Source organism: Mycolicibacterium neoaurum ATCC 25795, assembly GCF_000691525.1.
Classification (GTDB): domain Bacteria; phylum Actinomycetota; class Actinomycetes; order Mycobacteriales; family Mycobacteriaceae; genus Mycobacterium; species Mycobacterium neoaurum.
On sequence record NZ_JMDW01000024.1, the window covers coordinates 49,562 to 63,378 of the forward strand.

Below are 13,817 nucleotides of genomic sequence, written 5' to 3' on the forward strand. Positions count from 1 at the left end.
CCCGTGACCCGCGCTGGAAATCAATCTGGGCGGACGGCGACCAGGCTGGCGTCGCCGCCGTAGTGGGCAAGAACCCGCGGATCCATCACCCGGCGCCACAACGGCGGGCACCAGGCCAGCACCAGCATGCTGCCGTAACCGGTCGGCAGTTGCGGGGCGATGTCCGACGGCTGCAGGGTCTGGTAGGGCTTCTGCGGGTTGGCGTGGTGGTCGGAGTGGCGCTGCAGGTGGTACAGGAACACGTTGGCCATCAGGGTGTTGCTGTTCCAGCTATGTCGCTGCCCGACCCGCTCGTAGCGTCCGCTTCCGACCCGCTGGCGGCGCAACCCGTAATGCTCCAGATAGTTGACGGTCTCCAACAGGCAGATGCCGATGACGGCCTGTCCCAGCAAATACGGCGTGATCACGGCGCCGAACCAGACGATCAGGACGGCGAACGACACCGCGGTCAGCAACCAGGCGTTGAGGATGTCGTTGGCCGGTGACCACTTCGACTTGCCTGCCTTCGCCAACCGTGCGGTCTCCAGTTGCCAGGCAGAACGCAGCCCGCCCAGCACGGACCTGGGGATGAACCGGTAGATGCTCTCGCCGAATCGCGCGCTGGCCGGGTCGTCCGGAGTGGCGACTCGCACGTGATGGCCGCGATTGTGCTCGACGAAGAAGTGCCCGTAGCCGGTCTGGGCCAGGGCGATCTTGCTGAGCCTGCGCTCCAGCGTGTCGCGGCGGTGGCCCAGTTCGTGGGCGGCGTTGATCGCGATTCCGCCGACGATGCCCACGGTGAACATCAGGCCCAGCTTGTCCGGCAACGTCATGGTGACCCAACCGCCGCCGGCCCAGAGCCAGCAGGCAAAGATCAGCGACAGGTATTGACCTGGCAGATAGAGATAGTTCGCCCACCGGTAGAACGGGTCGGTTTCGAGGTGCGCGAGTGCGTTGCCAGTGAGGTAACCGTCGTCAGTGCCAATTAGCTGGTCAACGATGGGGATCACGATGAAGGCCATCATCGGACCCACCCACCAGAAGATCGCGGAACCGGTCAGCTGGACCAGCAACCAGGCCAGCCCCACCAGGCCGGGGACGACGGCGCCGAGCAGCCACAAGTACCTTTTCGCATCGCGCCACCTGCGCGTTGTGCGGGTCTGCGGGTCGAGCACTTCGTATCCTTGCAAGCTGGACAGTGAGCGAGTTTCCTGAACCATTTAACCTGGTTCTCAGAGCAGTGCAAACACGGGACGATAACGAAGGGGGATTTTGCTGTGAGGGTGGACCGGTTTTGCTGACAAGACGGCGGTTCCTGGGTGTCGCGCTCGGTGCGGCGGCCGGTGCCGGCGCCGTGGTGGCGTGCCAGCGGACCGAGTCCGGCGAGCGACCGGCCGATCGCGCGTTTCACCAGGCCATCGTGGTCGGCAGCGGGTACGGCGGGGGCGTCAGCGCGTTGCGTTTGGGGGAGGCCGGCGTCGAAACGCTGATCCTGGAGCGCGGTCGGCTCTGGGACACCCCGGACGAGGACGGTAAGCGGTTCAGCAAAATGTTGCCCGCCGACACCCGGGCGGGTTGGTTCCGCGATGTGCCACCGAGCCTGGTGCCCTCATTCGGCGGCATATCGGTCAACGCGGTCGCTGCCCAGAATCCTGGTTCGCAGCCGGTCCAGGCGGGCATCTGCGACAAGATCACCTACGGCGCCCACGAGGTCTTCCGCGGGATAGCGGTCGGTGGTGGCTCGATGGTGAACGCCGCGATCGCCGCGATACCCACGCCGGATCAGGTGCGGGCGGCCTTCCCCGACATCGACCCCAACGAGTTCCTCGGCACCTATGTCGAGCGGGCCAAGACCACGCTGAAGATCAGCTATCGCGATATGGGCTGGTTCGAGCAGACCCCCTACTTCCAATATGCGCGGGTGGGGCGCAGTTATGCCGAGGCGGCAGGCTACGGAGTGGACTACAACGGAAGCGCCTACTCGTTCGATTACATGGTCTCGGAGGCCGCCGGCCAGGCGCCGAAGTCGGCACTGGACTGGGAATGCCAGTACGGCAACAACTACGGACGCTTCGGCAGTGTGGATCAGACCTACATCGCCGCGGCGTTGGCCACCGGCAAGGTGACGTTGCGTCCGCTGACCGAGGTGACCGGCATCCGCCGCGAATCCTCCGGGGAGTACGTGGTGTCCATCCGCGAGATCGATCGGTGGGGCAAAGAGTTGTCGCGCAACGAGATCGGTTGCGAGCAGCTGTATCTGGCGGCCGGCGTGGTCGGGACGGCTGAGCTGCTACTGCGCGCGCGTGAGAACGGCGATCTTGCCGACCTGTCCGACGAGGTCGGTGAGGGTTATGGCAACAACGGGGACATCATGGTGGCCCACAACACCGCCGAGCAGGATCCGGTGGGTACCCTGCAGTCGCTGCTGGGCATGATCAACCTGGACGGTCGCAACGATCCGGACAACCCGGTGTACGCCAGCATGTTCTCGCTACCGCTGCCGCTGGAGACCCATGCGCTGGGCTACTACGCCATGGTCCGCACCGGCGATCGCGCGGTGATCAGCTATGACCGCGCGTCCGACGCCATCTCCATCGATTGGCCGCAGAGCAACACCGACCGCCTGATCGAGCGGGCCAAGCTCGTCTTCGACAAGGTGACGCAGGCCAACGGGGTGGATTACCGCGATGACCTGTTCGAGGGGAAAGCCTTCGCGCCCAACACTGTTCACCCATTGGGTGGGTGTGTGCGGGGTGTTGCCACCGATGCCTTCGGGCGGGTCAACGGTTACGAGAATCTCTATGTCAACGACGCGTCGCTCGTTCCGGGGTATATCGGCTGCAACCCGTACATGTCGATCACCGCGCTGGCCGAACGCAATATCGAGGCGATCCTGCAGGGCCGCAAGTAGGCACTGATGCTGCTCACGGTTCTGAAGGTGTCCTTGGTCGTTTTCATCGGCGTGGCGGTCCTCGTCTTCATCGCCACCTACGTGCGAAAGAGCAAGACGACAAACTTTCGCACGGAAGCGGACCCGAATCTGGGATCGCTGTCACAAAAGTGTGTTGTCCCGCCGACGCCGTTGCCGGAGTGGGCGTACTGGGAGGACGGCGAGCCGACCGAGGCTCCGAAGAACACGTAGCGTTCAACGGTCAGCGCAAACTGCGTCGAGACCGGCCAGGCTGTCGTCGAATTCACGGCCGAGCCGGGAGAACTCATCGATGCTCTGCGTTGAGGGCGCGGTCGCCGACTCGTCCAAGTAGTGCGCTACCGCCGGGACCATCTCGTCGGCCAGTTGGGCCAACTGCGCGGCGTGAGTTGCGCGCCACCGATCAATTATCTCAGGTGCAAGAGAGGGGCTGAAACACTTTCGCTAGCTCGGCCGCAGCGGCGCCGGACTCCACAGCCCACTGCGGGTAGCGGTGCCGAGTTCCAGCTCTGCGGGTTTCGCGTTCGGGTAGAACTGCCGCAACTGCTGCAGCGAACCCCAGTCGCGGAACCAGTCGTCGCGCAGATATGTCGGTACCGGCACCGCGCGCAGCAGGAGTTCGGTGATCCCGAGCGGACCGCCGCCGAGGTAGTCCATCACCGGCGAATTCGCCTCTGCCCCGAAGCGATCCGGCAGGATGCGCCACTTGGGCACCTCGGTCACGCCGTTGTTGTGGAAGAACGGCCGCTGGCACGGGAAGGCCAAGCCCACAAGCCAATCCAGCATCACCGGATCGTCTGACCCGACGACGTCCTGCAGGGTACGCAGTTCGGGGATCCGCGGCGGAGTGACGGCGATCCAGTGTTGGGGTGCCAGGTCGTCATCGGAGGCCACCAGCCGCACCTGGGTGGCCTCACCTGGAATGGCAGACATCGGAGCGCGCAGGTTGCGCCAGGCCGGCACCGCACCCACGTCGGCGAAACCGATTGTGCCACCCGGCTTGTCGGCGGACGCCTGCTCGTCGGTGGCCCACTGCACCAACACCTCGCCGGCGTCGAACCGGCCTGCTGCGGCCACTACCAACAGCGGGCCGCGCTCGTCGCGCGGTGGCAGTCGGTACCAGGCCGACCGCAGTTTGGCCGGTTGCTGGGGTCCGGAGCGCCAGCTGCCCAGCACCGGAGTGCGGGCCGGATCGAGGTTGTAGGGCAGTCGGGCCTGCGAACCGTTGACGCCGGCCGCTGCAGTGGTACCGCCCTCGGTGCCTGGCTCGCTGCCGGTCTCGTCGCTGGCCTCGGAGTCGGCGAAATTGCTGTCACCGGGCTGGTTCATCACCGGATCGGCCTCGATATCGTCCGGAATCCCGTTGGGACGGAAGCCGTCGGCGGTCACTGCCCCCAATGCGTCACCGACCGGGACGTCAACCGGCGTGAGCATCCCGACATTGGGATCCTGCTCGACCATGACATCGGTGGCCAGTCCGCAGGACTTGCCGGTCAGCGCCTCGAGATTGGATCGGCCGACCGTCCACGCCGGGTACTGGGTCACCACCGCCATCGTCAGGGAAACCACCTGGAACAGCACCACGGCCCAGGCGATCACGGCCAACGGGGCACCGGTGAAGCGTGTCCACGGCCGCTGCGGTGCCGGCCGTGCCGAAAAGTGCAGGTACGCGGCGACCAACAGGGCGAGCGCCGAGAAGCCGAGCAGGATGGTGGTGAACCCGAACCCGAAGGCAGGGAAGTCGTTCGACCACGGGACGCCGAAGTTCGAGACGTACCACCACCCGTTTACGGTGGCGAACGACAACGCCGTCACGAACAGGATCATCGCGGTGACGACGGTGCGGTTGCGTTTGGACTTCATCGCCGCGGCGGCAATGGCCACCGCCGCAAGCGCGCCGATCGAGCCCGCCAGGCCGGCCAACACGCCGAAGTGGTGTGTCCACTTGGTGGGGGTAAACATCAGCGACAGGAACGAGATGACGGTGATGCCGATCATCCGCTGTGCGGGACCGATCGCGGTCCCGGGGATTCGGCCCTTGCGCAACGTCATCGCGATCGACAATGCGAGGGCCAGCAGCATGGCCAACACCGCGAAGCGACGCGCCACCGATCCGTCGGGGCTGGTGGTGAACAACCGCGAGTACCGGATGTGCTCGTCGAACCAGGCCAGGCTCGGGCCGATGGTGGACTTGAACGAACTGGCCTGCATCTCGCCGACCAGGGTCTGGTCGCGGAAGATCAAGAACAGGGTGACGGTGCCCGCGGCCGCCACGGGAGCCAGCAGTGCCCAGTAGCCGAAGCGCGAAACATGCGCGGCCACAATCGTCTTCAGTGGTCCGACGGCGACCAGGACCGCGCCGACCGCGGCGATTCCGGTCGGACCGGAGAACAGTGTCAGGGCCCCGATGATCAGGGCCACCGCCACCGGCAGCAGCCGACTGGTGGCGACGCCACGCTCGACCGAACACCAGGTCAGCAGGATCCCCAGCGCGATGATCGGCTCGGGGCGCAGACCGTTGTTCAGCGGCAGCCAGAACGCCAGGAACATCGCCGCCGCAGTCCAGGCCGCGGGCCTGGAGTGTTTGACCGCGACACCGAGCCGAGGGATCACCTCGCGGCTGATGATCCACCAGCATGCGAGGCCCATCAGCAGGGTGGGCAGCCGCAACCAGATGCTGGCGGTGGAGACGTGCGCCCACAGCGCCAGCAGGTCGTAGTACCAGCCGAACGGCGCCTCCGGGGTGCCGAACCAACGGTAGTAGTTGGCCATGTAACCGGCGTGCTCGGAAACCCGGGCCATGGTCAGGATGTAGCCGTCGTCGGCGGTATTGGACCCGACGAAATGCCACCACACCATCAGGGTGGCGACCAGGGCGTCGAGCTTGGTGATCGACCACCAGCGTTGGGGCAGGAACCGACGGTGTCGCATACCGTCGGCGTTGTCGAGACGGTGCAGCGCGATCAGCGAGGCGATCGTCATCAGCAGGCCCAGCACCATCACCAGGGTCTTGATCAGGGTCGGCGAACTGCTGTAGCGGGTGTCGATGGTGGCCGAGAACGCCAGCCCGGGTGGGGCGGGGCCGGACAGGTCGGTGAAGACGCCGACGATCTGCGGGCGGAAGTCGTACCCACCGCGTTCGCCGCGGCGGGGTTCGCCGGGGTTGGGATCATCCGAATCCTGGGTCAGCCCGACGAACTCGCCGGTGACCTTGTCGGCGTGTGCGGTGAACTTGAGTTCCCGGCAGTTCGGGCTGAGCACATCGATCAGCGGCGCGCTGACCACCGGGGTGTTGCGCACGATGACCAGCAGCTCGTTGTTGACCCGCTCGATGAGCAGGCCGCGGTCGACAGCCTTGGGGGCCTGCTTGGGCACCGTGGAGAGCAGCACGTTGCGCTGACCGGTGAGATCCGCCGCCGCGCTGCAGGGGATCGTGATGTTGAGGTCGGTGGCGACGTAGCCGATCAGGGGAGCGTCGACGCTGTCCAGAGTGTTGTTCTGCGGCCAGTTGAGGGTGGCGGTGGTCTGGGTGACCGGCAGGAACGGCGTCGCGATCGCCAGGATGGTGCCCAGCAGTCCGGCGACGATGGCGACCAGACGGGCGGTGCGGTGGTTGGTCGCCGTGTCGTTCACGGAGCTAGATGGTAGTTGTCCGGCCATCAACCATTGGCCTGTGGTTTACGGATGGCCAGCACGAACGGTCCCTCGGTCGAGACGTCCCAGCGCTGGTCGTCGAAGATCGCCGGGTCCAGCGACACTTGGTAGCGCCGGACATTGGGTTGGTTGGGGTACACATCGGCTGCCAGTCGGAGGGTATAGCTGTCGGGCCCGCCTCGGCGCATCAGGAATACCGTCGGCGCGGGCCAGGGCAGCTGGTCCAGGGCCGTCGCAAACTGTTCGGGTGTGGTCAGCAGTGCCCAGCTCTCGATGGCGGCCGAACGGGCCTCGAACTGCGCCAACGGGTTTGCGTAATGCGATGTGAGGCCCTGGAACCCGTAGTAGGGGTAGAAGGACAGGAAGCTGTAGTCGGCGGTCAGCACGACTGTCTCGTTCGGTGGGCGGCCGGTGACCTCCCTGATGCGCTCGTCGAGCGCCCGGTAGTACTGCTCGGCCCCCGGCGGCCTGCGGTCGGCGCGCTGCCCGTAACCGTCGGTGTCGGTGTATGCGACGTTGATATCGGTGCGCAGGACGTCGGGGATGTCCTGGCTGAAGGTCAGCCCACCGATCAGGCCGATGGTGGCCGCGACGGCGACGACGTGCCGACCCGGATGCTGATAGCGGGCGACGGCGGCCTGCGTCAGCCAGATGAACCCGAAGGTGCCCGCGGCGGCCAGCAGAACGGACAGCGTGGGCTGCAGTCGGAACGACAGCAGGGTGGTGCCCAGCAGCGTGTAGAGCATCGACAGCAGTGACCACGCGTAGACGGCCAGTACCCCGACGGCCAGCGGGCCCGCCGTCGACGATCTGCGGGCGTGCACCACCAGCCAGATGGTGCCCAGCATGCACAACGCACCCAGCAGGGTGAAGTCCAGCATCGGGAAGGTCAGCTCGGCACCGTCCATCGGCAGGTAGTGCCTGGCGGTCCCGGTATCGGCAGGCGCTCCGCGCAAGGCGGCCAGTAGGTATGGAGCCCAGGTCAACAACGCCAGGGCGCCGGCGATGACGGCGATGACGAGCAACCGCAGCAGCGGCACGACACTGCGCCGGGCAGCCGCGAGCACCAGCGCCATGAGGGTGATCGTGAAGGCGGCATACACCAGCAACAATGTGTAGAACAGTGCTGCCATACCGAGGAACAGCCCGGCAGCCACGATGGCTGCCCGGTTTGCGCCCTTCAGGCCCGACCAGGCGAGCACGAAAACCGGTGGCAGCAGGACGGTGATGACGGCGGCGTAGGGCTCGGCGGAGGTGTAAGCAAGGGTGACAGCCGCGGTCGCGGTGGTCACGGCCAGCGCTGTCTCGAAGCGCACCATCGCCGTCCACAGCACCAAGGCGACCGCGATCGCGGCGGTGATCGAGATGATGGCCCAGGGCTTGAACATCTCCCAGGCCGGCATGCCGGTCAGATCCGCCATCCGACCGCCGAGCCAGAACCAGCCGGCCGGGTAGTAGGGCGGCAGGCCTATGTAGGTCATATCGTGCAGGGCGGGGCTGTCGGCCAGCCGGGTCAGGTACTCCGTGCGGAACTGCTGATCGACCGAGATGCCGAACAGGTAGAGCCGGGTGGCGCCCAGCGGCATGGCCAGCGTCACCACCGAGAAGGCCGAAAGAAACACCACCGACGCGATGCGCGCCAGCAGTCGGCGTCCGCGTCGCCACAACACACCTGCGGCGAAAACTCCTGCCAGGCAGAAGAATTGACCGACAGTGGTGAGCGCATGCAGCTGGTTGGAGGAGTTGTAGGCGGGCCACTCGACACGGGCGATCGCCAGCAGTGCGATGACGGCCAGCGCCGTCGCGGTGGCGGCCGCGGCCAGCATCTGGCCGGCCGTCCTGGCCGCCAGGGTCATCAGAGCGGAAGCTTGCGGAAGACCGGCCGCGGGATGTGCCGAATCACGGACATCAGGTACTTGACCGGCCCTGGTGCCCAGACGAGCTCCTTGCCCTTGGCTGCGGAGGCGACGGCCAGTTCGGCGACGTCCTCCTTGTCGACGGTGAAGGGGGCCTCCTTCGCGCCGGTGGCCTTCCAGTGCTCCAGGGTGGTGGTGGTGCGGACCTGGCCGGGGCGGATCACCAGGACGTGCACACCGAATTCGCGCAGGGCCTCGCCCAGACCGAGGTAGAAGCCGTCCAGGCCGGCCTTGGTCGAGCCGTAGACGAAGTTGGAGCGGCGCACTCGTTCCCCGGCCACCGAGGACATCGCGATGATCTGGCCGAAGCCCTGTGCGCGCATCTTCTGGCCGACCAGCACGCCGACCGATACCGCGGCGGTGTAATTGATCTGTGCGGTCAGCACGGCCTTGGCCTGGTTCTGCCACAGTTCCTCGGCATCGCCGAGGATGCCGAAGGCGACGATCGCCACGTCGACGTCACCGTCGGCCCAGGCCGCGTCGATCACCGCGGGGTGGGCTGCGGTGTCCAGCGCATCGAAGTCCAGGTACTGCACGGACTTCGCGCCGGCAGCCTCCAGCTGTGCGACGGCGGCCGTCTTGCGCGGCGAGTCGGGCAGGTCGGCCAGGATCACCCGGGCCTTCGCGTCGCGCAGATAGCGCTCGACGATCGCCAAGCCGATCTCGGAGGTACCGCCCAGCAGCAGGATCGTCTGCGGGTTTCCGGTCGCGTCAATCATGGAGGGGTAAGGCCTTTCTGGAGCGGCTCGCGGTCAGAGGAGTTCGAGACGGCGAGCCATGTCGGAGGCAAACACGCCGTGTGGGTCCGCCTTGCGGCGGGTGGCGATCCATTCGTCGATGCGCGGGTACATCTTGTGGAACTTCTCGGCGCTCACCCGGGAATCTTTTGCGGTGTACACCCGGCCGCCGAATTCCATTGCGCGGTCGTCGAGTTCGTTCAGGAACTCGTTGACTCCGGCTTTGATGGGGAAGTCCATCGCGACGTTCCAACCGGCCATCGGGAAGCTCAGCGGTGCCCGATTGCCGGGGCCGAAGAGTTTGAAAACGTTCAACGCGGAGTACTGCCCGCTGGTCTGGATCCAGCGGATGATGGCCTTGAACTCGTCCAGCGCATCGGGCGGCACCAGGAACTGATGCTGCGCGAAACCCTTTGGGCCATAAGCATTGTTCCACCCGCTGATGAGATCGAGCATGTGGTAGAACTGCGACAGGTTCATGATCTTGCCGGAGTACGTGCCGCCGAGGCGGTAGTACACCTCACCGATCGCGGTGAACGACAGCTTGTTCATCGCACTCACCGGGAAGATGTCGGGCACCTTCAGCAGTTGCGGGGCATCGAACTTCAGCGGGTTCTTCGCCAGCTTGGGCGGAAGCTGATCCAGTTTGGCCAGGCTGCCGCGGCTGACGGCGGCACGGCCGAGCTTCGGCGGGGGGCTGATCAGGTCGAACCAGGCGCTGGAGTAGGTGTAGTTGTCCTCGCTGCCGTCGGTATGCACCGCGATCGTCTCGTCGAGGTCGCGGGTGGCGACGCCGTCGGCGATGAAATACGCGGTCTCGGTGCGGGTCATGGCGATCCGGGCCCGGATCACGATGCCGGTCAGCCCGTTTCCGCCGATGGTTGCCCAGAAGAGTTCGCTCGTGTCGCCGTCCGGGGTGAGCGTGCGCACCTCACCGTCAGCCATCAGCAGATCCAACGACCGCACATGGTTGCCGAAGCTGCCCGCGCTGTGATGGTTCTTGCCGTGGATGTCGGAGCCGATGGCGCCGCCTACGGTGACCTGTCGGGTGCCCGGCAACACCGGGACCCACAGACCGAACGGAAGCGCGGCCTTCATCAGCTGGTCCAGGCTGACGCCGCCGTCGACGTCGGCGATCGCGGTCTCACTCGATATGGAGTGGATGCGGTTCAGCGGGGTCATGTCGACGACGATGCCGCCGCCGTTGCAGGCGTGATCGCCGTAGGAACGGCCGAGGCCGCGGGCGACGATGCCGCGCGTGTACGGCGATGATGCGGTGCCCGTGTGGCCCGCGGCGTCCGCCACGCGCTTGACGGTGGCGGCGATGACCTCGACGTCGGGGGTCGAGAGCACGTGAGCCACGCTCGGCGCGGTGCGGCCGAAGCCGGTCAGAGCGCGCGGAACGAGGTGGGGTTCGGTAGTCATGTCAGTGGCAGACGATACCGGTCGGGCTGCCGGGGCAGGTTCAACGCAGCCGGAATATCACCGTGCGCTGCACGACGAAGTTGATCACCGTGGCCGTGCCCTGGGCAATGACGAATGCCACCGGCACCTGCCACGGTCGGCCCTCGAACTGCAGGTAGAACAGGTAGTTGATGCCGACCTGGACGGCGTAGGTCAGCGCGTAGAGCACCATCACTGCGACGAATCGGGCCCGGCTGGGTTCGGCCCGGAAGGTCCACCTGCGGTTGATCAGGTAGGCCGTCGTCGTACCGGCGATGAAGCTGAGTGTCTTGGCCACGTTGACGTGCAGCCCGAGCTGCAGCATCAGCACGTAGAGACCGAAGTCGACGATCGCCGACAGACCTCCGGTGATGACGAACCGGGTCGCCTGGACGCGCAGGCTCAGGGGCTCGTTTTCCGGGGTCGCGGTCACGCGGGCAGCTTACGGGCAACAATGGGGAGGTGACCGATCTGCTCCTGCAGTGGCAGGCCCTGCTCGGGCGCCACACGACCGCACCGGAGATCGGCGCGGCCGGTGCCGCGCTGTTGAACCGCTGGTCGGAGCCGCACCGGCGCTATCACGATCGGGGTCATCTGGAGGGCGTGCTGCTCGCCGCCGACGAGCTGGCCGAGTACGCCGATGACCCGGACGCCGTGCGACTGGCGGCCTGGTTCCACGATGCGGTGTACGCCGGCGCGCCCGATGACGAGGAGAACAGTGCGCTGTTGGCCGAGTCAGAGCTTGCCGCGCTCGGTGTCGACGCAGCGTTGGTGGCCGAGGTGGCCCGCCTGGTGCGGATGACCGCCGAGCACAATCCAGCGGAGACCGACCGCAATGGTCAGGTGCTATCCGATGCCGACCTGGCCGTGCTCGCACTGGAGCCGCAGGAATACCGCAACAACACCGCCAAGGTGCGGGCCGAATACGGCCATGTGTCCGATGCGGACTTTCGGGCGGGCCGAGCCAGGATCATCAGGACGTTGCTCGCCGAACCCTCGCTGTATCGCACGCCCGACGGCCGTCGCCTGTGGGAGGCCGCGGCGCGGCGCAATCTGGAAATGGAGTTGGCCGCCCTCACCGGGTGAGCCCGGTGAGCACCCGGCACAACGCATCGACCGCTGCAGGAAAGGCATGTTCGGCCGGAGTGCCGAAGCTCACGACGACGCCATCTGTTTCGGGCACGTCGGGGCCCGTGTCGGGATGGCGCAGGACGTGCAGGCCTGACAGTCCGATTCCCGCCTCGCCGGCTCGGCGCATGATCTCGGCTTCGGTGCCCGGCGGCAGAGCGAGTTGCAGGTGCAGGCCCGCTGACAGGCCGCGGATGCCGATTCCGAGGGGTTGCAGTGCGGTGGCCAGGTGATCGCGCCGTCTCCGGTAGATCATCCGCATCCGGCGGATGTGCTTGTCGTAGGCGCCGGAGCTGATGAAGTCGGCCATCGTGAGTTGGGATAGTGCGTTGACGTAGAACTGCTGACCACCCATCGCGGCGATGACGGGCTCGACCAGATCGGCTGGCAGCACCATCCAGCCCAGTCGCAATACCGGGGACAGGCTCTTGCTGGCCGAGCCGAGATAGACCACCCGGTCGGGATCCAGACCCTGCACCGAGCCGACGGGCTGGCGGTCGTAGCGGAACTCGCCGTCGTAGTCGTCCTCCCACACATAGCCACCGGTGCGGTGCGCCCAGTCCAGGACGTCGGTGCGTCTGCCGGGATGCAGCGGTACCCCGTGCGGGAAGTGGTGGGCCGGGGTCAGCAGCACCGCGGTCGCCGCGGTCGCGTCCAGTTCGCTGATCACCGCGCCGTCGTCGTCGACGTTGATCGGGACGCTGCGCGTGCCGTTGGCGGCGATGGCGTCGCGGAACAGGAAGAGTCCGTAGGCCTCCACGGCGATCGGGCCGCCCAGCGCGCGGGTGAGGATCTCGACGCCGTGCCGGGTGCCGGCGCAGATGACGATCTGGTCCGGTGTGGTGCGCACGCCGCGGACCCGGCCCAGGTATTCGGTGAGGGCCTCGCGCAGTTCGATGCGCCCGCTCGCGTCGCCCATCCGCAGTGCCTCGGTGGGCGCGTTGGTCAGCGCGCGGCGGGTGGAGGTGAGCCATGCGTTGCGCGGAAACTGCGAGACATCACCGGAACCCGGCATCAGGTTGTGGGTCGGGATGCCTGGGGTGCCGCGCGGGCGGGCCTGCGCTGCGGTGGTGGGTGTATTGACCACCCAGGTGCCGGCACCCTGTCTGGAGGCCAGCCAGCCTGCTGCGACCAGATCGGAGTAGGCCTCGCCCACCGTGTTTCGGGCCACTCCGAGGTCGTTGGCCAAGGTGCGCGAGGGCGGGAGCATGGTGCCGGGGAGCAGTCGACCGGATCGGATGGCGTCCCGCAGGGCGTGCACCAGGGCTTCCCGGGTGCCGCGGGCGCGTGGGGTGACGGCAGCACGCAGATCTAGGTGTAGATCCCGCCCACCCGAATTGGCCCATGAATTCACCGTCGGATTGAACCATGCGTGTGGGCTTTTAGGGTCGTAGCGTCGTGGGCATGACACAGACACTGAACAATCGCCACGCAATCGATCGCCTCAACATCTACAAGGTCTCACCGGAGATCTACGACGCCATGATGAAGTTATCCACCGCCTCGGCCAAGGACGTCGACCCGGTGATCGCTGAGCTGGTCAAGATCCGCGCCTCGCAGATCAATCACTGTGCGTTCTGCCTCGACATGCATGTCGCGGATGCGCGCAAGCAGGGGGAGACCGAGCAGCGGCTGGCGCTGGTGGCGGCCTGGGAGGAGGCCGGTGATCTGTTCACCGATCGCGAACGCGCGGCGCTGGAGTTGGCAGAGGCCATCACGTCACTGCACGACGGACATGTGCCGGATGCGGTGTACGCCAACGCCGCCGAGGTGTTCACCGAGAAGGAACTCGCTCAGGTGATCGCGTTGGCCGTGACCATCAATGCCTGGAACCGCTTCAACGTCGCGACGCGGATGCCCGCCCCTCGTCGCTGAATCGCACCGCCAGGCCGCCTCCGTCGGCCCTTCAGAAGGGTGGTGGGTGGGCGTCGATGGCCGCGCGGTTGTGTGCGCGTTCGTGGGCTATTCGGTAGGCCCGGTTCTGGGTGCGGGTGCGGGATCGTGTGGGGGCGGCCCGTTCTCGGCCCGGCG

The 13,817-nt window shown here is 66.6% G+C and carries 11 protein-coding genes; 4 read left to right on the top strand and 7 right to left on the bottom strand.

Annotated features, from left to right (window positions below; genetic code table 11):
• Nucleotides 1–20: 20 nt before the first annotated feature.
• Entirely contained in the window at nucleotides 21–1,154 is a 1,134-nt protein-coding gene (locus tag IC40_RS0125325; RefSeq protein ID WP_019510922.1) for an alkane 1-monooxygenase, read from the bottom strand.
• Between the two features lie 119 nt (nucleotides 1,155–1,273).
• Here IC40_RS0125325 and IC40_RS0125330 point away from each other — a divergent pair, with 119 nt between their 5' ends.
• Entirely contained in the window at nucleotides 1,274–2,890 is a 1,617-nt protein-coding gene (locus tag IC40_RS0125330; protein ID WP_030137457.1) for a GMC oxidoreductase, read from the top strand.
• Between the two features lie 6 nt (nucleotides 2,891–2,896).
• Entirely contained in the window at nucleotides 2,897–3,121 is a 225-nt protein-coding gene (locus IC40_RS0125335) for a hypothetical protein (RefSeq protein WP_030137458.1), read from the top strand.
• Nucleotides 3,122–3,352: 231 nt separating this feature from the next.
• Here the strand turns inward: IC40_RS0125335 and IC40_RS0125345 are convergent, their stop codons facing one another.
• From IC40_RS0125345 to IC40_RS0125365, 5 genes are read right to left on the bottom strand one after another with little or no spacing between them, the layout of a single operon-like run.
• The gene (locus tag IC40_RS0125345; protein ID WP_036464364.1) at nucleotides 3,353–6,568 is read right to left on the bottom strand and encodes an arabinosyltransferase domain-containing protein; all 3,216 of its coding nucleotides are present in this window, start codon (nucleotides 6,566–6,568) and stop codon (nucleotides 3,353–3,355) included.
• The gene (locus IC40_RS0125350; protein ID WP_030137460.1) at nucleotides 6,568–8,418 is read right to left on the bottom strand and encodes a galactan 5-O-arabinofuranosyltransferase; all 1,851 of its coding nucleotides are present in this window, start codon (nucleotides 8,416–8,418) and stop codon (nucleotides 6,568–6,570) included. Before IC40_RS0125350 ends, IC40_RS0125345 begins: the two co-directional genes overlap by 1 nt.
• Nucleotides 8,418–9,197 (bottom strand): decaprenylphospho-beta-D-erythro-pentofuranosid-2-ulose 2-reductase, encoded by a 780-nt coding sequence (locus tag IC40_RS0125355; RefSeq protein ID WP_030137461.1) that lies wholly within the window; start codon nucleotides 9,195–9,197, stop codon nucleotides 8,418–8,420. The genes IC40_RS0125350 and IC40_RS0125355 overlap by 1 nt, the downstream gene beginning before the upstream one ends.
• Nucleotides 9,198–9,230: 33 nt before the next feature.
• Nucleotides 9,231–10,640, bottom strand: coding sequence for a decaprenylphosphoryl-beta-D-ribose oxidase (locus IC40_RS0125360; RefSeq protein ID WP_030137462.1), 1,410 nt, complete (start codon nucleotides 10,638–10,640; stop codon nucleotides 9,231–9,233).
• A 40-nt stretch (nucleotides 10,641–10,680) separates the two neighbouring features.
• Nucleotides 10,681–11,091 carry a GtrA family protein gene (locus IC40_RS0125365; RefSeq protein WP_030137463.1) on the bottom strand — a complete coding sequence of 137 codons (411 nt, stop codon included), beginning with the start codon at nucleotides 11,089–11,091 and terminating at the stop codon, nucleotides 10,681–10,683.
• A 29-nt stretch (nucleotides 11,092–11,120) separates the two neighbouring features.
• On the opposite strand from IC40_RS0125365, the gene IC40_RS0125370 reads away from it, so the two are divergent.
• Nucleotides 11,121–11,744, top strand: a complete 624-nt coding sequence (locus tag IC40_RS0125370) for an HD domain-containing protein (protein WP_030137464.1) — start codon at nucleotides 11,121–11,123, stop codon at nucleotides 11,742–11,744.
• On the opposite strand, the gene pdxR is transcribed toward IC40_RS0125370, so the two are convergent.
• Complete coding sequence (gene pdxR / locus IC40_RS0125375) at nucleotides 11,734–13,140, bottom strand: MocR-like pyridoxine biosynthesis transcription factor PdxR (protein ID WP_030137465.1); 1,407 nt, start codon at nucleotides 13,138–13,140, stop codon at nucleotides 11,734–11,736. The two genes, IC40_RS0125370 and pdxR, sit on opposite strands and share 11 nt — an antisense overlap.
• Nucleotides 13,141–13,190: 50 nt before the next feature.
• On the opposite strand from pdxR, the gene IC40_RS0125380 reads away from it, so the two are divergent.
• Nucleotides 13,191–13,661: a carboxymuconolactone decarboxylase family protein gene (locus tag IC40_RS0125380; RefSeq protein ID WP_030137466.1), complete on the top strand. Its 471-nt coding sequence runs from the start codon at nucleotides 13,191–13,193 to the stop codon at nucleotides 13,659–13,661.
• Nucleotides 13,662–13,817 lie beyond the last annotated feature (156 nt).